We start from the raw sequence: 19,624 nt of genomic DNA, 5'->3' as shown, positions 1-19,624 counted from the left end.
TCGTTCAGCCTCATCTTCCACTGGATACACCACTCGCGCAGTTCCGGCGCAATAATTCGCAGCTTTATGGCGTCGTCTTGTACGTGCGCCGTTTGGACGCCGCTGGTTCCGCATTTACTCTTACCGGAGGTATTTATGAGCTTCTACAAGAAGCATGCGCCCAATTTTCGGGAGCATGACCGGGAACTCCCCGACACGTCGCATCTGGAAGGCATGATCGCTCGAGAACTGGAAAAGGACATCCCCGAAGAAAAATGGTGGGAAGAGGTCAGGCGGGGCAAGGAACTCGGCCTGGAACCGGCCGATTCCATCGAAGACAAGACCGTCTTTTCCACCTTCCAGCGCGGCGAGTTGCCCCACTGGTCCGGCATCAACACCTTCCTCAAGGCTCCCTATCTGGAAGACGTCAACAAGGTCGGAGAATATGACGCCGCCATCGTCGGTGTGCCCTTCGACATCGGCGTCACCTATCGCTCGGGCACCCGATTCGGCCCCCAGGCCATGCGCCGCATCTCGTCGCTGTACACCACGTACAACTATGAGCTGGGCGTGGACCTCCGCGAATCCCTGGCTCTGTGCGACGTGGGCGACATCTTCTGCCCGTCCAACATCACCAAGGCGCACGACCAGATCGCCAAAGGCGTGGCCCACATAATGGATCAGGGCACCATGCCCATCATCATGGGCGGGGACCACTCCATAGGCTACCCGTGCGTCCGGGGCGTTGCCGAGTGCGTGGAAGGCAACGTCGGCATCATCCACCTGGACCGCCACGTCGACACCCAGGAAAAGGACATGGACGAGATCATGCACACCTGCCCCTGGTTCCACGCCACCAACATGCCCAACGTGCCGCCCAAAAACCTCGTCCAGATCGGGATCGGCGGATGGCAGGTACCCCGCCCCGGCGTCAAGGCCGGGCGCGACATGGAATGCACGGTCATGACTGTCCAGGATGTGGAGAAAATGGGCATTCAGGATACCATCGACATGGCCCTTGAGGTGGCCTGGAAAGGTGCGAGCGCGGTCTACCTGTCCTTTGACATCGATTCCGTGGACGCCGGTTTCGTCCCCGGCACCGGCTGGCCCGAACCGGGCGGCCTGCTCCCCCGCGAGGCGCTGGCGATCATGCGCGGCGTGGCCGCCGAAGGCGTGGCCGCCATGGAGGTGGTCGAAGTCGCCCCGCCGTACGACGTGTCGGACATCACCGCATTGCTCGGCGTTCGTTCCATCGTCGACGTCCTGGCTACCATGGTCAAGCACGACCGCCTCGGCGGCAAACTCAAATAGGCGGCCCGCATGTCCCGCAAAGATCAACTGCGCATCCTCTTGCCGCACACCTCGCTGGGTATCGGCCGCCAACCCATGGCCCTGCGGGCCGCGGAAGCCCTTGCGGCCGAATGCTCCGAAGCCATCGGCAGTGAGGTCAAGGCGGAGTTCGTCCACCTCGACCCTCTCTGCCCGGGGGCTGGGCTGGAAGAGACGCTGCTCGGGGCGAGCGGCGAAGCCGAAGCAGTGTTCATGCTCCCGGCGGAGATGCACATTGACCTGTTCGTCAAGCGGGCATTGGCCGATGCGGCTGTCTGGGCGCGTAAGAAAAATCACGACGCCCGGATATTCTATGACGGCGTTGAACCTTGTCACCCCCTGTTGCTGGCGTCCCTGGCGGACGCCGGCCGCAGGGCGGCCATGGACCTCGGGGTCACCGGCCCGGGCCAATTCCGTCTGCTCTTGGCCGCCTCCGGCGACGGCGACCCGGAGGTTCGGGCCGAATCCTACAAGCTCATGCGGCTGTTGTGGGAAGAGATAGGCGCGGCCACCGGAGAGATCGGCTTCGTCCGCCATGGAAATCCCATGCTCGCCCCGGCCCTCAAACGGTTCGCCGCCGGGCCTCTCCCGACCATAGTGGCGGCCCAGTACTTGTGGCCGTGCGAACACCGGGATTTCGCGGAAACCATGGTGGGGGACATCTCCGGCGAGCTCGGCCGGCCGATTCCGCTCACCGTTCCCATCGGCGACCATCCGAACGTGGGCGCCTGGTTCCGCCAACGCGCAATGGGCATGTGGTGGGATTACCGTCTGAAGACCCAACGCCCTGCCATCAAGTTGTCCGAAGGACTGAGCATAAACACCAAGAACACAGCTTAACCAACAACTTACATATGGAGAGTCCCATGTCCCGTTTACCCCGCATCGTTCTATTCCTGGCCCTGGCCCTGTTCGCGCTCGGCAGCGTGACCGCCCACGCACGTCCCCTCAAGGTTGCCTACAGCGACTGGCCCGGCTGGGTCGCCTGGGACATCGGCATCCAGAAAGGATGGTTCAAGGAAGCAGGCGTTGACGTCGAGTTCGTCTGGTTCGAATACGTCCCGTCCATGGACGCCTTTGCCGCCGGCAAGGTCGATGCCGTGACCATGACCAACGGCGACGCCCTGGTCATGGCCTCCCAGGGCGCCCCGTCCGTCGGCATTGTCATGAACGACTACTCCAACGGCAACGACATGGTCGTGGCCAGGCCCGGCATCAAGTCCGTCAAGCAGCTCAAGGGCAAGAAGGTCGGCGTCGAGGTCGGTTTCGTGAGCCACCTGCTCCTGCTCAACGCCCTGAAATCCGCAGGCATGTCCGAATCCGACATTGAAATCGTGAACATGCCCACCGACCAAACGCCGCAGGCACTGGGCTCCGGCGAGGTCGACGCCATCGTCGCCTGGCAGCCCAACTCCGGCCAGGCCCTGCGCGAAATGCCCGGCTCCGAGGCCGTCTTCAGCAGCGCCGACGTACCCGGCATCATCTACGACCTGCTCTGCGTCAACCCCAAGAGCCTGGTCGAACACAAGGCCGAATGGGCCAAGGTCGTCAAGGTCTGGTTCAAGATCGCCGACTACATCGCCGATCCCTCCAACCGTGACGAGATCCTGGAAATCATGAGCAACCGCGTGGGGCTTTCCCCGGCGGAGTACGCCCCGCTCATGAAGGGAACCCACTTCCTGGGCCAGGCCGGCAACAAAAAGCACTTTGTGAAGGGCGACACGCTCGAATCCGTTTACGGCTCCAACAAGGTCGTGGACGAGTTCAACGTGGACAACGGCGTGTACAAGAAACGCATCGCCGACGGCGAACACCTCGATCCAACTCTCGTCCAGTAAATACAACGAGCCGCGCCCGGCGAACCGCCGGGCGCGGCTATGCCTCCAGGAGCTCACTCGATGTTCAGCAGTTGGTTCACCGTCAGAAAAGAACTGAACCCCAGAAGAAAACTGATCCTCACGATCATGTCGTTCATCCTGCCTCTCGTTGCATGGTCGATCGTCAGCTATTGCCCGTACGTCTGGCATCCGCTGGTTGAGATAACCAACGCGGGCGACACCTCGGTGAAAGGCGATTACGATTACGTCGCCAAAGGCCAGCTTGTGGAAAAGGACGTCTTCGAATCCCGCAACAAGGAACTCGCGGCGGCCGGAGCCACGCTGGCCCAGGGCGATCCGGCCAACCCCATCTACCTGCCCGCGCCGCACAAAGTCGCCCGCGCCTTTTACACGGCCTTCACCGCCGAACCCCAGCGCAGGGGAGACAAGTGGCTGCACGAATCCCTGTGGCACAGTTTCAAGATCATCTTCTGGGGCTTTCTCTATTCGGCATTGCTCGGTGTTCCTCTCGGAATCATGTGCGGCACCTACGACTTCTTCACCCGGCTGACAGAGCCCTTCGTGGATTTCATCCGCTACATGCCCGCGCCCGTCTTCGGCGCCTTGGCCGTGGCCATCCTCGGGCTCAAGGACGCGCCCAAAATCACCGTCATTTTCATCGGCACGTTTTTCCAGATGGTCCTCATCGTCGCCAACACCACCCGGCAACTGGACGGCTCGCTCCTGGAGGCGGCCCAGACGCTTGGTGCCAGCAGCAGGCAATTGCTGACCAAGATCGTCATCCCCGGCATTCTTCCACGCCTGTACGCCGACATGCGCATCCTCATGGGCTGGGCCTGGACCTACCTCGTGGTCGCGGAACTCATCGGCGAAAAATCGGGCATTACCTCGTTTCTCTACCAGCAGCAACGATACCGGAATTTCGACAACGTCTATGCGGCCATCATCATGATCGGCCTCATCGGCCTGCTTACCGACCAGGTCATGGCCTTTTTCGGACGCCATCTCTTCCCCTGGGAATCCGAAACCGGCTCCATCTGGAAAAAAGTCCAAATCAACTTGAGGGCCGAAAACACCGGCCCGTCCGGCAATGCGGGATACGCCAGCAGCTGTGGAGGGACCCGATGACCGCTGTCAACAACCTTGATCTGCCCGATTACCGGGAACAAGCTCCTGAAGTCGCATCCCGTTTCGCGTCCATCAAGGAACGTCCGGTGGTCATGACCGTGGACCACCTGGGCAAGGTGTTCCCCAGCCCCCAAGGCGAAGTAACGGCCCTCAAAGACGTCTGCTTCGACGTGCACCGAAGGGAATTCATCTCGGTCATCGGTTCGTCCGGCTGCGGCAAATCCACCCTGGTCAGGATTCTCGCGGGCCTGGAGACCCCGACCTCCGGACAAGTTCTGCTCGACGGCAAGCCCATTGAAGGCCCCGGTGCCGACAGGGGCATGGTCTTCCAGGGCTACACGCTATTCCCGTGGCTCACGATCAAGCAAAACGTCATGTTCGGCCAACGCATGCGGGGCGTCGGCGAAATCGCCGCCGGCCAGGAGGCCATGCAGTGGCTCGACATCGTTTCCCTGACCGACTTCGCCAACCACTATCCCCACCAACTCTCGGGCGGCATGAAGCAGCGCGTGGCCATCGCCCGCGCCCTGGCCAACCAGCCCCGGGTCCTGCTCATGGACGAGCCCTTTGGGGCTCTCGACGCCCAGACCAGAGCGTTCATGCAGGCGTACCTTCTGGAAATCTGGCGCAACGTGGACGTGACCATCATCTTCATCACCCACGACCTCGACGAAGCGGTCTACCTGGCGGACCGGGTCGTCTTTCTCGAAGCGCATCCCGGGCGCGTGGGCGAGATCATTGAGAATCCGGTGCCCATGCCGCGCTCCCCGGAGCAGTTTCTTTCGCCGCAGTTCCTCGCCACCAAGAAGCGGCTGGAGGAACTCATCCATCCACCGGACAAGCGGTCCGAGGAGCCGGTCATCTCCATCCGGCGCCAGACCCGGGTCGGGGACGACGTCTTTTAGAGGAGCGGATCATGCACGAAATGTCCATTGCCGAAGCCATGCTCGACACCATTTCCGACGCCCTTGGAGGCCGGGCCGATCTCGTATCGGCGTCCTGCACCATCGGACCACTGTCCGGCATCAACGCAGAGTCGCTCAAATTCTGTTTCACCGAAGTGGCCGGCCAGCTCGGCTTCGGCCAACCGGAACTCATCGTCACCAAAGTCGCGGCTCCGGCCCACTGCCTGAGCTGCGGCACGGATTACACCTTCATCAACCCCTACGACCGATGTCCGTCCTGCGAATCCCTGTCCCGCGAAGTGCGGGGCGGCGACGACTTCACACTGGATGCGGTGGACATCGCGGAGGCATAATACAATGGCACGACAGGAAACCACACGAGTTGAAATACAATCCCCCGTCCTGGCGAAAAATGACGCCCAGGCGGACAGGAACCGCGCCCGTTTCAAGGAACTCGGCGTTTCGGTCATCAACCTGATCAGCTCACCCGGCAGCGGCAAGACCACCCTGCTCGAAGCCATGGCCCGGGAGCTCGGCGGCAAACTGGCCGTCATCGAAGGTGACCAGCAGACGGAACGCGACGCCGATCGCGTGCGCAGGGCCGGAGTCAAGGCGGTCCAGATCGAAACCGGCGATGCCTGCCACCTGGACGCCAAGGCCGTGTCCGAAGCCATCGATGAACTGGACCTTGAGAACAGCGGCGTCGAAGTCGTGGTCATCGAAAACGTCGGCAACCTCATTTGCCCGTCCAGTTACGATCTCGGCGAGAACCTCAAGGGCGCACTCCTCTCCCTGCCCGAGGGCGATGACAAGGTGCTCAAATACCCCTCGGTATTCTGCCGCGTCGGCGTGCTGCTCATCACCAAAATGGATCTGCAGCCCTACATGGATTTCGACGTCGAACGCGCCATTGAGGAGACCTCCAGCCTAAACCGTGAGTTCGAGACATTCAAGATTTCCGCCAAGACTGGCGATGGCGTCCCGGAGTTTTGCGACTACCTCGTGAATCTATCCCGCGCGTCCTAACCGTACGCAGCGTGTTGGCAAAAGCGCACACGCTTCCGGTAGTCCAGGCGGTTTCGGCCGTTCTCGGAAAACACCGGCTTCGCCAATTTGAAACAAGGACAACAAAATCCAATAAATGCGGATTTGTCGCACCGGCCGACAAAACAACAGAGGGGATGCCGAACGCATCCCCTCTGTTTCATTGATTGGCGGTAATGCCCCCGCCGACTGACGTGGCGGGCGGCCTAGAGCATGTCTTTCAGAGGCTCGTCCACATGCAGCTTGCGCAGGTCATGGGGCAGGATGATGTTCAGCGCGATGGCGGTGAGGCCGCCGGTGGTGATGGCCGAGCCGAAGACGCCCTTGAAGAAGGGCGGGAAGGACTGCAGGATCTCGGGCACGAACACCACGCCCAGGCCGGTGGCGAAGGACAGGGCCATGATCAGCACGCCCCGGCGATCGATGATGCTGCTGGAGATGATCCGGATGCCGGCGGCCGCGACCGTCCCGAACATGATCAGCGTGGCGCCGCCCAGAACGGAGTTGGGGATGATCGAGAAGACGCCGCCCACCACCGGGCACACGCCGAAGAGCACCAGCAGGCCGGCGATCCAGATACCCACATAGCGGCTGGCCACGCCGGTCATCTGGATGACGCCGTTGTTCTGGCTGAAGGTCGTGTTGGGGAAGGTATTGAAGACGGCGGCCAGGGCGGAGTTGATGCCGTCGCCCAGGATGCCGCCGGAAATGCGCTTCATGTACACGTCGCCCACCACGGGCTCGCCGGAGACCATGGAGGTGGCCGTGAGGTCGCCCATGGATTCCACGGTGGTGACCAGGAACAGCAGCGCCATGGGGATCAGGTGGGGCCAGCTCACGCTCACTCCGAACTTGAAGGGGATGGGCAGGGCGACCGCCTCAAGCTTGGAAATGGCCGAGAAATCCACCTTGCCGAGGAAAGCGGCAACGACGTACCCGGCGATCAGGCCGAACACGATGGCGCCCATGCGCAGCCACTTGTTGCTGCTCCTGTTGAACAGGATGATCACCAGCAGGACGATGCCCGCCAGCGTGAGGTTCATCGGGGAGGCGAAGAGCTCGGGTTTGTTGCGCAGCAGCCAGGCGCCTCCGCCCACATCGGTGAGGCCGACCTTGATCAGGGACATGCCGATCAGGGTCACGACGATACCGCTCACCAGAGGGGTGATGATCCTGTTGAGCAAGGGGATGAACCGGCTGAAAATCATCTCGACCGGGGAGGCCAGAAGGCAGGTGCCGAAGATGGCGGCCAGGACCTCGTGCTCGGAGCCGCCGGCCGACTTGACCGACAGGCCTATGCCGATGCACAGCGACAGGAAGGTGAAGCTGGTTCCCTGGATGCTCAGCAGGCCGGAACCGACAGGACCGATCTTGCGGCACTGGATGAAGGTGGCCACGCCCGAGACAAACAGGGACATGCTGATCAGGTAGGAGGACACCTCGGTGCTGAACCCCAAAACGCCCGAAATAACGATTGCCGGAGTGACGATCCCAATGAAGATCGCCATCAGATGTTGCAGTGCGGCGAAGAACGCCTTGACGGGGCTCGGACGATCCTCAAGCTTGAAGATCATCTCTCCGCCGTGTTGTGAAGTAGCCACAGAACTCTCTCCTTCTTAGCTATTTTGTTTGCTTACAACTCTCTCTCAAATCAAAAAACATGGATGCGCGTTGCCGTTTCCCGTACCGCCGGATTCGACATCTCCCGGGGGAATGGCGTCCGATCCCTGCGCCGCACGGTAAACACGCCCTGAAGAGCGGTCGCCTACTTGCCGAACGGACAATCCGGGTAGGTGCAGTCGGGGCAGTTGAGGCAAAGCCCGCCGTGCGCCTTGCTCAACAGAAACTCTCGGGAGATCCTCTGCCCGGCGAACAGGCGAGGCAGCACGAGATCGAGGACCGTCGTCTTGTTGTACATGCCGCAGGCCGGAACGCCGATGATGGGCAGTTCGCCCCGGTATGCCGCCATGAACATGGCCCCGGGCAGGACGGGAGAACCATAGGCCACGATGTCCGTCGCGATGGAGGCGATGACCCCCGGGGTCAGGTCGTCGGGGTCGACGCTCATGCCGCCGGTCAGCACGAGCAGATCGATCTCCTCCCGCAGGACATCCGCAACCCTGTGGCGGAGCGCGTCCGTATCGTCCGGAGCGAGGGCCTTTTTCACGATCCGGCCTCCGTAGGCCGCCACCTTCTTTTCCAGAACCGGCGAGAAGGTATCCTTGATGCGGCCGTGGTAGACCTCGGAACCGGTGACCACCATCCCGACCCTGAGCGGGAGGAAAGGCCTCACCCGCAGCAGAGGGCCGGTTATCCCGGACGCCATCTCGATCTCGGCCAGCAGGCTCTTTTCCACGGTCAGGGGAACGATCTTGGCCCCGGCCAGGGTATCCCCTTTGCGGACGACGGAATCCGTGTGCCGAGTGGCGACGACGATCTCGGGGTGGGCGTTGACGAAGTCGAGCAGCGAACGATTGACGTCGAGAAGCCCTGTGCAGCCGCTCATCAGATCCACCCTCCCCTCCCGGGCGCCGGACAGGCCGACGTTGTCCCCGGCGAGGGACTCCGCCAGGCGCAGGGCGCCGTCGTTCTCGTGCAGGGAGGTCCCCGGAACGTCGAGCGCGTACAGATGGTTCCTTCCCATATCCTTCAGCATGGGGAGATCGCGCGCTTCGATCACGTGCCCCCTCTTGAAGGCCACCCCTTTGCTCTCTCCCGCGACGACGCGGGTCAGGTCGTGGGCCAGCACGGTGCCGATCATTTCGTCAACTGCAATGCGTTTCATGATTTTCCTAGAACAGAGGCGGGGTAATGGTGGATATGAAGATCAGCATGTCGGAACCGATGTTCCTGATCTGGTGGGGGATGCTGCCCAGGTAATAGATCGTGTCGCCCTCCTCCAGCGTGTACTCGTCGTTGCCGACGCAAATCCACATCGTCCCCTTCAGGACGTAGGTCACCTCTTCGCCGGGATGGGGCAGCGGTTCCTCGCAGGTCACGGCCCCGGGCTCCAGTTCCCCCATGAACATCTCCATCTGCCGGTTCAGGTCCGGGGAAAGCAGCTCGTAGGTCATGTGCGAGTCATGGAAGTTCAGCTTCCTCCGCTCGTCCTTCTTGACCACCGCCCTGGTGTCGTCGTCGTCGATCAGAAAATAGAAAACGGCCACGTTGAGCGCCTTGGCGATCTTGCGCAGCGAGGTGATGGAGGGCTCGGCCAGATCGCGTTCGATCTGGCTGAGAAACCCGGGCGTCAGGTCGGTCATCTCGGCCAGCCCTTTCTGGCTGATGCCCAGCTCCATCCGTTTTTCCTTGATCTTCTTCCCCAGCGTGAATTGCTCCATGGTCCCGTCCTCTCCTCTCGATTGGTCGTCAATTAGGATTTCAGCGCCGCGAGGATTCTCTCGGGCTTGATGGGCAGCTCGGTGATGCGCTTGCCCACGGCGTCGAACACGGCGTTGGCGATGGCCGGGGCCAACGGATTCAGCCCGACCTCGCCCATGCCCTTGGCCCCGAAGGGTCCCTTGTCCTGGGCCTCCTCCACGTAGGTGGCCACGACCGGGGGCATGGTCTCGCTGGTCAGCAGCCCCAGCGAGCGCAGGTCCTTGTTGTGAATCTTCTCGCCGTCCACCACGAACTCCTCGGTCAGCCCGAGCCCGACGCCCATGGCCACGGAGCCCTCGATCTGGCCGATGACGTTCTTGGGGTGCACGGCCTTGCCCACGTCCTGGGAGGAATGGACCTTGAGCACCTTGACCTCGCCGGTCTTCTCGTTCACTTCCAGCGCCACGGCCGAGGAGGCGAAGCAGTAGGAATAATGGATATCGTAGGTGGACCGGTCCTCGCCTTCCCTGTAGTTGGCGTCGGTCCGGTGGGCGTGGGTCTTGGGCGGGTAATAGTCGTGCTCGATCCTGGTCCGCACCCCGTCGCGCGCCGCCCTGGAACGGATGTCGAGCAACGTCGCCTCGGTGATTTCCGGGACCCCGTTCAGGTAGTCCGCGAGGTTGTCCCTGAGCAGTTGCGCCGCCTCCTTCACGGCATTGCCCGTGACGAAGGTCTGCCGGGAGGCGGTGGTCATGCCGCCGTCCGGGCAGGTCAGGGTATCGCAGGCGACGACGTCGATGAGGCCGTAGGGTATGCCCAGCACGCTGCCCGCTATCTGGGCGCTCAGGGTGTCCACGCCCTGCCCCATGTCCGTGGCCCCGATGCTGACCAGGACGCGGCCCCGGTCGGTGATCTCCACAAAGGCCCCGGCCTTGTCGGCGAGCCCGGTGCCGATGCCCACGTTCTTGTAGGCGCTGGCGATGCCGAAACCGACCTTGATGTGGCCGGGCCGCTCAAGTCCGGCGAACTCCTCCTTCATCTCCAGCAGTCCCTTCTCGGCGTTTTCCAGCGTCTCCAGGTAGCCGATGCCGTCGCGCAGCATCTGCCCGGTGCTGGTCTCCACCCCCGCGGCGAATCCGTTGATTCTGCGAAGCCGTACCGGGTCCATGCCGATGGCGGCGGCGAGCTGGTCCATCTGGCTCTCGCAGGCGAAGCTCGCCTGAGTGCTGCCGAACCCGCGAAAGGCGCCGTGGGGGTTCTTGGTGGTGCAGACGCCGTAGGAATCGGCCTCCACGTTCTGCACGAAATAGGGTCCGGACGCGGTGACCGCGGAGCGGAAGATCACGGGCTTGGTCTGGGAGACGTACGCTCCCGCGTCGCCGATGACCCGGGAACGCATGGCCGTGATGCGGCCGTCCCTGGTGACGCCGTGCTTCATCCATATCTTCATGGGATGGCGCTTGGTGCTCATGCGGATGGAGTCTTCCCGGCTCATGACCATCTTCACGGGCCGCGTGGTCAGATGCGTGCCCAGGCAGGCCAGGAGCTGGACGGTGGGCTCCTCCTTGCCGCCGAAGCCGCCGCCGGTGGCGGTGAAGACGACCCGCACCCGGTCCTCCCCGAGGTTGAGGTTCTCCTGGATCATCTTCTTGTAGGCCAGGGAGCCCTGGCTGCCGGAATACAGGGTCAGGACGCCGTCGGCCATCTTGGACAGACAGGCCTCCGGCTCCAGGTAGGCGTGCTCCACGGCCTGGGTCTGGTACACGTTCTCGACGATCGCGTCGGCTTCGGCAAAGCCCTTTTCCACGTCTCCCTTGCGGACGCCGACGTGGTGGACGATGTTGTTTTCCGTGTCGTCGTGCAGAAGCGGCGCGCCTTCCTTGAAGTTCTCCTCGGGGTCGAGCATGGGCTCAAGCACCTTGTACTCGACCACCACCTTGCCGGCGGCCTCTTGGGCGGCCTCCGGGCTCGTCGCGTAGACGCAGGCGACCACGTCGCCGAGATATTTGACCTTGTCCCGGCAGATGACCGGCTGCTGGGGAACGAACAGGCCGAACTTGTTCATGCCCGGCACGTCCGCGCCGGTCGCGACCAGCTCCACTCCCGGGACCGAGGCCGCGGCGGCGGTGTCCACGGACAGGATTTCCGCGTAGACATGCTCGCTGAACACGGGAACGCCGTGGAGCATGCCCTCTTCCTTCAGGTCGCCCGCGAAGATGGGCGCGCCCGTGACCTTGGCCACGCTGTCCTTCTTGGGCACGTCGGCCCCGACGTATTGTCCGCCGTCAAACACGGGCGCCTCGTAGACCATGTCGCCGCGCAGGACGGCGGCGGCCTTGGACACGGCCCGGAACACGGCCCCGTAGCCGGTGCAGCGGCAGATATTGTGCTTCAGGGCGGCGCGGACCTCCTTTTCGGTGGGGGACTGGTTCTGGTCGAGCAGCGCCTTGGCGGCCATGATCATGCCGGGGGTGCAGAATCCGCACTGGACCGCGCCTTCGTCGATGAAGGCGGTCTGGAGGGGATGGAGGCGGCCGTCCCTGCCGAGGGACTCGATGGTTTCGATGGACCGGCCCGCGCAATACCCCATGGTCACGACGCAGGACCGCTTGGCCTGTCCGTCGATGATCACCGTGCAGGCGCCGCAATGGCCGACGCCGCAACCGTTCTTGCTTCCCATGAGGCCCAGCTCTTCCCGCAAATAGGAAAGCAGCCGCTGTTTGGGATCGACACGGGTTTCCATTTTCCGGCCGTTAATCGTGAATTCCATGGTCTTCAAATCGCCCCCTTAGCGCTGATGCGTGCTGTCGGTCGTCAAATAGTGGTACAAAAGATTCAGCGCGACCCGTTTGCGGTAGGCAGCCGTGGAGCGCTGGTCGTCGATGGGCGTCAACAGCCCGTAGAGTTCATTCTTGAGTTCGCCCCGGTCCAGGTCGGCCAGGGGAAAAGTCTTGCCCAGGCACATGGCCCGGATGGAGTCGGTCATCAGGGCCACCTTCGGCCCCATGGCCCCGAACGCGGCGTCCACGTCCCTGACCACGCCCTCTTCCACGGCCAGGCGCAGGGCGAAGGAGGCCTTGGAGATGGCGTCCGCCTTGCGGTTGCCCATCTTTTCGAAGACGTAGACATACGGCTCGGACAGAAACTCGTCAGGGATGCGGATGCTCACCAGCAACTCGTTTTCTTGCCTGAGCGTCCGCCCCGGCCCGGTGATGAATCGGTCGAGGGGGACGACGCGTTCCCCTTCCAGCGAAGCCAGGACCATCTCGGCCCGGAAAAGATAGAGCAGCGGCAGGGAGTCGCCCGCCGGGGAGGCGTTGCAGACGTTGCCGCCCAGGGTCCCCTGGTTGCGGATGGCCGGAGAGCCGATCTGGGCCAGGGCCGACCGGAACACAGCCGGAACCGCCGGGTTGGCGATGATCCCGGCCAAGGGCTCGCAGGCCCCGATGGACAGGAATTCGTCCTTGCGGGTCACGCCCCTGAGCTCCGGCAGCGCCCCCAGAAAGAGCGGGGTGGCGGGCATGGCGGCCGGGGCCTTGAACCGGACCATCAGGTCCGTGCCGCCGGCCAGGGGCGTGACGGCCTCGGCCTGGGCGAAGCGCAGGGCGTCCCGAAGGTCGGCAGGCACGTATCCTACCACAGCCCACCTCCGTTCTTCGCGGCCAGCAGGACCGCCTCGACGATCATGTTGTAGCCCGTGCAGCGGCAGAGATTGCCCGAAAGCGCTTCCCGCGCCTCTTCCACGGACGGGGACGGATTCTTCAGGAGCAGGGCCTGGGTGGCCAGGATCATGCCCGGCGTGCAGAACCCGCACTGGACCGATCCGCATTGGGCGAAGGCCGCGTCGATGCATTGGAACTGCGGCGAGCCCTTGAAGCCTTCGATGGTCAGCACCCGTTTCCCGGAGACGTTGCCCAGGGGATAGATGCAGCTGGTGTGCAGATTATCGTCGATGAGCACGCTGCACGCGCCGCACTCGCCCTCGCCGCACCCTTCCTTGCCGCCCATGAGGCCGAACCGGTCGCGCAGGACGTGCAAAAGGGGCGTGGCGGGCGGCAGGTCGACGGACACGGCCGCTCCGTTCAAGGTAAACGATATCACGGCTAACCTTCCTCCCGGGCTTCCAGGGTCTCCAGGATGTGTTCCGGAGTGAGGGGAAGACGGTGAAAGGCCGCCCCGAGGGCGTCCTCCACGGCGTCGAGCAGGGCGGGCCCCCCGCCGATGAAGGTCAGCTCGCCCGCGCCCTTGGCCCCCATGGGCCCGTTTTCATAGGGATTGTCGTACAAATAGCTGTCGATGGGCGGGGCGTCCATGGAGGTCGGCGGGCCGTAGTCGGAAATGGTCCTTTGCAGGATGCTTCCGTCCCGCCGCTGCATGTTCTCCATGTATCCCCAGGCCACGGACTGGACCACGCCGCCGTCGATCTGGCCCCGGAGGATACGGTCGTCGATGGCCTTGCCCACGTCGTACGCGGCGTCCACGTGGTCCACGTCGATGTGGCCGGTGAGGGTGTCCACGGTCACCTCGACCATGTTCACGCCCCAGGAATAGGCGGGATAGGCGTCGCCGGTGAAACGCTCCTGGTCCCAGGGGATGGCCGACTCGTCGTGCACGTAGCACTCCTCCACGACCATCTCCTCGCCGGGCCTCCAGCTCTCCTTGAGGCGCAGGGCCGCCCGTTCCAGGATTTTGCCCACGATCATGATCGTCCTGGACGCCACGGTGGGGCCGGAGTCCGGCGCGCAGGCCGTGTCCGGGTAGGGAAAGCGCACGTCCTTGTAGTCGATGCCCAAGGAACTGCCCACGATCTTGCTCATGGTGGTCAGCAGTCCCTGGCCCATGTCCACGTTGGCGATGCGGATGACGACCTCGTCTTCGGCCGTCTTCTCCAGCCGGACCACGGACTTGATCAGATCGCGCTCGCCGCTGCCGGTGAACCCGCACCCGTGGAGAAAGATCGAGACGCCGACGCCCTTGCGGAACCGGGAATTGGACCTGTTGAACTCGACGAACCGGGCCTTGCGCTCCGCGTAGCCGCGCCGCTTTTTCACGTCCGCGACCATGGCTGGCAGCAGCACCGGGTCCCGGAACAGGCCGCCGGTCAGCGACCGGCTCCCCTGCGTGACCATGTAGGGTTCCTTGTAGCTGAGCGGGTCCACGCCGTGCTCCCTGGCGATGTGCGCCAGATGGGCCTCCAGGGCGAAGGCGCTCTGCGGCGCGCCGAACCCCCGGAAGGCGCCGTTGGGGACGTTGTTGGTGAAGACCACGAATCCCTGGACCGAGACGTTGGGGATGGAATAGACCCCGATGCTGTTGATCAGCGCCCGCTGGAGGACCACCGAGCTCAGACCCTGGTTGGCCCCGCCGTCGAAATAGACCTCGATGTTCATGCCCAGAATCCGCCCTTCCCCGTCCAGGGAGGTCCGGTAGCGGATCAGGGACGGATGGCGCTTGGTGGTGAACATCATGTCCTCGTGCCGGTCGAAGGTCAGCAGCACGGGCTTCTTGAGGATGGAGGCGGCCAGGGCGACCTGGCAGCCGATGGAACAGGGAAAATCCTCCTTGCCCCCGAACGCCCCGCCCATGGGGGCCTGGATGACCCGCACCTCGTCGGCGGACAGGCCCAGGGCGTTGACCACGGCGTTCTTGACGTAATAGGGGCACTGCATGCTGCCTTCCACGGCGACCCGCCCCTGGTCGTCCACGAACCCCTTCACGGTCTGGGGCTCCAGGTAGACGTGCTCCTGCATGGGCGTCCTGAACTCCTCGACCTTCACGCGGCGGGCGCGCTCCTCGACCTCCAGGGTCTTCTCGCGCGCGCAGCCCAAATGATAGCCGACCATGTGCTCCAGGTCCGGGTCGCAGCGGCTCTCGAAGTCGAGAATGGGCTCATGCCGGTCGTACTCGATCTCGATGGCGTCGCCGATTTGCCGGATGACCTCGCGGTCCTCGCCCACGATCAGGAAAATGGGCTCGCCGATGTAGGTCACTTTGCCGTCCGCGAACACGGGCTGGTCCTCGGCCACGAGCTTGACGAAGTTTTTGCCCTTGAGGTCCCTGGCCCCGAACACGTGGTACCCTTCGGGCAGTTCGGGCAGGACCCAGGAGACGATGTCGGCAGAGGCTTCACTGGAGCGATAGAGCCGCCCGTACAGGAGCCCTTCCTCGACGCTGTCGCCGAGATATTTCAGGGAGCCGTCGCACTTCTCGCAGTGGTCCTTCTTGACCACCGACCCGGTGTCGGCCTTCAGATTCGAACATTCACACATGGCAATGCCTTGTCACACCGTACCGGGCTAGGCCCCGAAGGAGACGGCGTTTTTGGGGCAGACCGACGCGCACAGCGTGCAGCCGAAACACTTGCCCCCGTCCACCAGGATGGCGTCCCCCTCATGGCGCAGGGCCAGGTAGGGACAACCGCGCACGCACTTGTCGCACAGGATGCACGCCTCCCGGTCGATGACGGGCAGACGCCGCTCGTAGGATACCTCGGGAATGATCAGGTCCGTCTCGATGACCTCGCGCACGGAGGAAAAGCCGAAATGTTCCAGCCTGCCGGGCAGGTCCTCGACGATCTTTCGGTAGAGATCGACCCCCTTGAGCATGGCCGCGGAGAGCATCTGCACCGCACTGGCTCCGGCCAGCAGGAACTCCAGCACGTCGTCGGCCGAGGCCACGCCGCCCACGCCGATGATCTCGCATTCCGGGATGGCGCGCCGGATGCGGGAGATGAAGGCCAGCGCGATGGGCTTGATGACCGGGCCGGACATCCAGACCTCGCCCTGGCTGTTGCCCATGGGCACGGACCGGGTGGCCAGGTCCACGGACATGGCCGGGCCCAGCGAGTTGATGGCCACGATGCCGTTGCCCCCGTTCTCCAGGACCATCTCGCAGAAGGCCACCGGATCGGGCATGTGCGGCGAAACCTTCATGAAAAACGGCTTGTCGGTCAGGGAGCGGATGGTCTTCACGGTCTCCCTGATGACGGACAGGTCCTTGCCCACGTAGTGGGTGGAGACCTCGAAGGCCTCGGCGAACCGGTCGAGCGCGGGAATGAGCGTCTCCATGTCCTGTTTGGTGTAGCCCACGCTGACCAGCAGCGGCAGGTCGAGCTCCGCGCGCACGGCCGGGAAGATGTCGTCCCGCCACTTTTCCAGGGCATATTCGGACCAGAGTTCGGCGTTGGTGATGCAGTTCTTGCCCGAACGGATGCACGGGCGGGGCACCTCGGCCCCCTTGATGGAAACGGTCTTGCTGACCATGCCCCCCACGCCCAGGGCGGCCAGGGCCAGCATCTTTTCCGCGTCCCCGACCAGCGGGCCCGACGCGGGCAGAAGAGGATTCTTGAACTCCAAACCGGCAACTTTCGTCTTCAAATTCATGCTATGCTCCTTTACCCCTTCAAAATGTCCCGCCACAGCCGTTCGGCGACCCGGCGCGCCTCGCCGCGCCTGTAGACGGCCTCATCGGCCAACGCGCCGTCCCGGATACGCAGCCGCCCGCCGGTCCACAGGAACGACGGCGACAGGTTGTCCAGGAGGCCGAAAAAGAAATGCCCGAAAATATTATCCTGGTTCACGGGGGTGATGGAGGCATACGGAACCACGAAAAAGTCCGCGTCGTACCCTTCCTGAATACGGCCGATCCGGCATCCCAGCAGATCGTTCACGTAGCCGTATCCCCTCGTAATGCTCCCCAAGAGCCAGCCCCAGTCGAAGCTGCCCGGCCCGTGCGCGAGCTGGTGGGTGAACAGCAGGTTCTGGTAATCCCGGTTCATGTTGAATCCCAGGCCGTCGTTGCCGACCAGCCAGGGAACGCCGTTGTCCACGGCCTTGGCCAAGGGCGGCAGGCCGACCCCGTTGTTCATGTTCGAAGTGGGGTTGAAGACCATGGAGCACCCCCGCTCGGCGAGCAGCGCGAACGCGTCGTCCTCCATGTGCACGCCGTGGGCGATGAGGCTCTTTTCCCGCAGCAGCCCGAAGCCGTCGAAACGCTCGACAATGGACTTCCCGCAACGCTCGCGGGTCCGGTCCACGTCTTCCCGGCTCTCGGCCACATGGACGTGCACGGGCATGTCCCCGGAGGCCTCACTGATCTTTTTCAGGGAGTCGTCGGACAGGCTGGACGAGGCGTGCATGCCGAACATGCCCCCGCAGCGTCCCTGGCCGTCGGACCGCCGGGCTTCGTGAAAGGAGACGTTCTCCTCGATGCACTCGTCCACGTCGAAACGGTCGCTGGTCTCGAAGCAGAACAGCGCCCGCAGGCCGCCCTCGTCGACCACGCCCTGCTTGAGGGCGTCGAGGCTGCCCTTGATCGTCCGGCCGCTGGCGTGGTGGTCGATGATCGTGGTCACGCCGTTCTTCAGAAATTCCCCGGCACCGGCCAGGCCGCTCAGGTAGACCTCTTCGCGGCCCAGCGCGCGGTCCAGCTTCCACCACAACTGATCGAGCACGTCCTGGAACGAGGCGGGATCAAAGGGGGTCAGCCAGCCCCGGGCAAAGGTGGAGTACAGGTGCGTGTGCCCCGCCACCAGGCCGGGAAGCAAAATCCCACCCTTGCCGTCGGTCACGGCGCAGTCGTCCCTGGTCACGCCCAGCCCGGCCAACGTGGCGTCCAGCTCGGCCATGGGTCCCACGGCCAGGATGGCCTCTTCGAAGAGCACGAACCGATCCGCCGCATAGGTCTGAAAGTCGTACGTCGAAACGTTGATGACGAGATTTTTCATCGGCGTCCCCTTGGTATGAATGTTCCCTGATGGTCCAGGACCTCGCCGTCCCGCATGACCGCCCGGCCGCGCACGAAGGTCGCGACGACCTCTCCCTGGGCCCGCACCCCGTCATAGGGGGAAACGGAACCGTCCCGGCCCAACGCGCGATGCCAGGGCATGTTCCCGTCAAAGACATAGGACCTGGCGGGATCGAAGATGACCACGTCGCCGTCGCTGCCCTCGCGCAGGACCCCTTTTCGGGGATACAGCCCGTGCAGACGGGCGCTCTCGTGGGTCATCTTGGCGATCACCCGCTCCCCGAACAGGGGGAAAAGGGCGGGCAGCGTGTACGGAATCCCTTCGATGCCGTTGGGGATGTCGTCCAGGCAGGCGTGATCCTTGGCCTCTTCGGGATACGGGCAGTGGTCCGTGGCAATGACGTCCACGTCGTCGAAGAGCGAGGCCAGCCTTTCCCTCTCGCCCGCCGGGCGCAGGGGCGGGGTCATCACGTAGCGGTAGCCCAGTCGGTCCGCGTAGCGGGAATCGTCGAACAGAAAATAGTGCGGACAGCTCTCGATGGCAAAGCGGCCCTCCCGCAACAGCTCGGCGAACCCTTGCTTGAGCTTCGCCACGGTGGTGCCGCAGTTGGTGTGCACGATGTAGCAGTACCCGCCGGAATACTCGCAGATCTGGGCCAGCTTGACGACCTCGCTGATCTCGGACAGGGGCGGCCGCCGCCTGCCGTGCTGGGAAAACGGCGCACCCGTGGATTCGTCAACCAAACCGTCGTTCTCGGCGTGGACCAGGACGGTAAAGCCCGCCCGCTCCGACTCCTTGCACAGGGCGGCGATGAGCCGGTCGCCCGTGCGCCGGTTGGTGGAGGCGTAGGTGGTGAACAGCTTGATCGAGGGCATGCCCTGGGAGACCACGAAGTCGGCCAGTTCCCGCAGGTTGTCCCTGTAGCCCATGATGGTCGGGTGGAAGCCGTAGTCCACGAGACAACCCGCCGCGTCCCGCTTCCTTTCCTCGAAGGCGTTCCGCATCCCGGCCAGGGTGTCCGCCGGGTCCAGAAAATCGATGATTGTGGTCACGCCGCCCAGGGCCGCCAACATGGAGCCGGTCCGGAAATCGTCGCGCGAAACCGTGCCGCCCACCCGCAGGTTGAAATGGACGTGGGGATCGATCAGCCCGGGCAGGACCCATTTCCCGGCCGCGTCGAAGGTGGACTCGACCTCCGGGAGATCCCCGGCAATGGCCGCGATGACCCCGTCCTTTATATGGACGTTGGTCCGCTCGAAGCGCCCTTCCCTGTAGACGGAGCCGTTGACGATGGAGAGATCCATGGCGCTCACGATCCGGCCCCCTCGCCTTTC

General features: G+C 63.8%; 17 protein-coding genes. 7 read left to right on the top strand and 10 right to left on the bottom strand.

What is annotated here, in order from left to right; genetic code table 11:
* Positions 1 to 135 precede the first annotated feature (135 nt).
* The 7 genes from BerOc1_RS14120 to hypB are packed head-to-tail and all read left to right on the top strand — an operon-like array spanning position 136 to position 6,205.
* Positions 136 to 1,290 carry an agmatinase family protein gene (locus tag BerOc1_RS14120; RefSeq protein ID WP_071546305.1) on the top strand — a complete coding sequence of 385 codons (1,155 nt, stop codon included), beginning with the start codon at positions 136 to 138 and terminating at the stop codon, positions 1,288 to 1,290.
* Between the two features lie 9 nt (positions 1,291 to 1,299).
* Positions 1,300 to 2,148: a sirohydrochlorin chelatase gene (locus tag BerOc1_RS14115; RefSeq protein ID WP_071546304.1), complete on the top strand. Its 849-nt coding sequence runs from the start codon at positions 1,300 to 1,302 to the stop codon at positions 2,146 to 2,148.
* Between the two features lie 26 nt (positions 2,149 to 2,174).
* Positions 2,175 to 3,146, top strand: coding sequence for an ABC transporter substrate-binding protein (locus BerOc1_RS14110; RefSeq protein WP_071546303.1), 972 nt, complete (start codon positions 2,175 to 2,177; stop codon positions 3,144 to 3,146).
* 60 nt (positions 3,147 to 3,206) lie between these two features.
* Positions 3,207 to 4,274 (top strand): ABC transporter permease, encoded by a 1,068-nt coding sequence (locus BerOc1_RS14105; protein ID WP_071546302.1) that lies wholly within the window; start codon positions 3,207 to 3,209, stop codon positions 4,272 to 4,274.
* On the top strand, positions 4,271 to 5,179 hold the full coding sequence (locus tag BerOc1_RS14100; RefSeq protein WP_071546301.1) for an ABC transporter ATP-binding protein: 909 nt from the start codon (positions 4,271 to 4,273) through the stop codon (positions 5,177 to 5,179). The genes BerOc1_RS14105 and BerOc1_RS14100 overlap by 4 nt, the downstream gene beginning before the upstream one ends.
* Positions 5,180 to 5,190: 11 nt before the next feature.
* Positions 5,191 to 5,532, top strand: coding sequence for a hydrogenase maturation nickel metallochaperone HypA/HybF (locus BerOc1_RS14095; RefSeq protein ID WP_071546300.1), 342 nt, complete (start codon positions 5,191 to 5,193; stop codon positions 5,530 to 5,532).
* A 4-nt stretch (positions 5,533 to 5,536) separates the two neighbouring features.
* Entirely contained in the window at positions 5,537 to 6,205 is a 669-nt protein-coding gene (gene hypB, locus BerOc1_RS14090) for a hydrogenase nickel incorporation protein HypB (protein ID WP_129586544.1), read from the top strand.
* A 224-nt stretch (positions 6,206 to 6,429) separates the two neighbouring features.
* Here hypB and BerOc1_RS14085 read toward each other — a convergent pair whose 3' ends face one another.
* The 10 genes from BerOc1_RS14085 to BerOc1_RS14040 form a co-directional block, all read right to left on the bottom strand.
* Positions 6,430 to 7,824, bottom strand: coding sequence for a uracil-xanthine permease family protein (locus BerOc1_RS14085; protein ID WP_242653012.1), 1,395 nt, complete (start codon positions 7,822 to 7,824; stop codon positions 6,430 to 6,432).
* 164 nt (positions 7,825 to 7,988) lie between these two features.
* Positions 7,989 to 9,008, bottom strand: a complete 1,020-nt coding sequence (locus BerOc1_RS14080; RefSeq protein WP_071546297.1) for a molybdopterin-binding protein — start codon at positions 9,006 to 9,008, stop codon at positions 7,989 to 7,991.
* 7 nt (positions 9,009 to 9,015) lie between these two features.
* Positions 9,016 to 9,564: a helix-turn-helix domain-containing protein gene (locus BerOc1_RS14075; RefSeq protein ID WP_071546296.1), complete on the bottom strand. Its 549-nt coding sequence runs from the start codon at positions 9,562 to 9,564 to the stop codon at positions 9,016 to 9,018.
* Between the two features lie 32 nt (positions 9,565 to 9,596).
* Entirely contained in the window at positions 9,597 to 12,314 is a 2,718-nt protein-coding gene (locus tag BerOc1_RS14070; protein WP_242653010.1) for a molybdopterin-dependent oxidoreductase, read from the bottom strand.
* Between the two features lie 18 nt (positions 12,315 to 12,332).
* Positions 12,333 to 13,184 carry an FAD binding domain-containing protein gene (locus tag BerOc1_RS14065; RefSeq protein ID WP_071546294.1) on the bottom strand — a complete coding sequence of 284 codons (852 nt, stop codon included), beginning with the start codon at positions 13,182 to 13,184 and terminating at the stop codon, positions 12,333 to 12,335.
* Positions 13,178 to 13,645 (bottom strand): (2Fe-2S)-binding protein, encoded by a 468-nt coding sequence (locus BerOc1_RS14060; RefSeq protein ID WP_071546293.1) that lies wholly within the window; start codon positions 13,643 to 13,645, stop codon positions 13,178 to 13,180. The genes BerOc1_RS14065 and BerOc1_RS14060 overlap by 7 nt, the downstream gene beginning before the upstream one ends.
* A gap of 2 nt (positions 13,646 to 13,647) precedes the next feature.
* A complete protein-coding gene (locus BerOc1_RS14055) occupies positions 13,648 to 15,813 on the bottom strand; it encodes a xanthine dehydrogenase family protein molybdopterin-binding subunit (protein ID WP_084641575.1) in 2,166 nt (721 codons plus the stop codon).
* Between the two features lie 27 nt (positions 15,814 to 15,840).
* Positions 15,841 to 16,926 (bottom strand): 4Fe-4S binding protein, encoded by a 1,086-nt coding sequence (locus tag BerOc1_RS14050; RefSeq protein ID WP_071546292.1) that lies wholly within the window; start codon positions 16,924 to 16,926, stop codon positions 15,841 to 15,843.
* An 11-nt stretch (positions 16,927 to 16,937) separates the two neighbouring features.
* A complete protein-coding gene (locus BerOc1_RS14045) occupies positions 16,938 to 18,269 on the bottom strand; it encodes an amidohydrolase family protein (RefSeq protein ID WP_071546291.1) in 1,332 nt (443 codons plus the stop codon).
* Positions 18,266 to 19,594 (bottom strand): dihydroorotase, encoded by a 1,329-nt coding sequence (locus tag BerOc1_RS14040; RefSeq protein ID WP_071546290.1) that lies wholly within the window; start codon positions 19,592 to 19,594, stop codon positions 18,266 to 18,268. Before BerOc1_RS14040 ends, BerOc1_RS14045 begins: the two co-directional genes overlap by 4 nt.
* Positions 19,595 to 19,624 lie beyond the last annotated feature (30 nt).

Origin of the sequence: Pseudodesulfovibrio hydrargyri (assembly GCF_001874525.1) — a bacterium.
GTDB classification, from domain to species: Bacteria; Desulfobacterota; Desulfovibrionia; order Desulfovibrionales; family Desulfovibrionaceae; genus Pseudodesulfovibrio; species Pseudodesulfovibrio hydrargyri.
Note: the sequence above shows the minus strand (reverse complement) of the source record. Positions and strands in the feature narration are given on the sequence as shown.

Coding starts and splice junctions, on each gene's coding strand:
- BerOc1_RS14055 (WP_084641575.1), bottom strand. CDS start 15,813: ATGTGTGAATGTTCGAATCTGAAGGCCGACACCGGGTCGGTGGTCAAG.
- BerOc1_RS14115 (WP_071546304.1), top strand. CDS start 1,300: ATGTCCCGCAAAGATCAACTGCGCATCCTCTTGCCGCACACCTCGCTG.
- BerOc1_RS14070 (WP_242653010.1), bottom strand. CDS start 12,314: ATGGAATTCACGATTAACGGCCGGAAAATGGAAACCCGTGTCGATCCC.
- BerOc1_RS14075 (WP_071546296.1), bottom strand. CDS start 9,564: ATGGAGCAATTCACGCTGGGGAAGAAGATCAAGGAAAAACGGATGGAG.
- BerOc1_RS14080 (WP_071546297.1), bottom strand. CDS start 9,008: ATGAAACGCATTGCAGTTGACGAAATGATCGGCACCGTGCTGGCCCAC.
- BerOc1_RS14095 (WP_071546300.1), top strand. CDS start 5,191: ATGCACGAAATGTCCATTGCCGAAGCCATGCTCGACACCATTTCCGAC.
- BerOc1_RS14110 (WP_071546303.1), top strand. CDS start 2,175: ATGTCCCGTTTACCCCGCATCGTTCTATTCCTGGCCCTGGCCCTGTTC.
- BerOc1_RS14120 (WP_071546305.1), top strand. CDS start 136: ATGAGCTTCTACAAGAAGCATGCGCCCAATTTTCGGGAGCATGACCGG.
- BerOc1_RS14100 (WP_071546301.1), top strand. CDS start 4,271: ATGACCGCTGTCAACAACCTTGATCTGCCCGATTACCGGGAACAAGCT.
- BerOc1_RS14040 (WP_071546290.1), bottom strand. CDS start 19,594: ATGGATCTCTCCATCGTCAACGGCTCCGTCTACAGGGAAGGGCGCTTC.
- BerOc1_RS14105 (WP_071546302.1), top strand. CDS start 3,207: ATGTTCAGCAGTTGGTTCACCGTCAGAAAAGAACTGAACCCCAGAAGA.
- BerOc1_RS14045 (WP_071546291.1), bottom strand. CDS start 18,269: ATGAAAAATCTCGTCATCAACGTTTCGACGTACGACTTTCAGACCTAT.
- hypB (WP_129586544.1), top strand. CDS start 5,537: ATGGCACGACAGGAAACCACACGAGTTGAAATACAATCCCCCGTCCTG.
- BerOc1_RS14050 (WP_071546292.1), bottom strand. CDS start 16,926: ATGAATTTGAAGACGAAAGTTGCCGGTTTGGAGTTCAAGAATCCTCTT.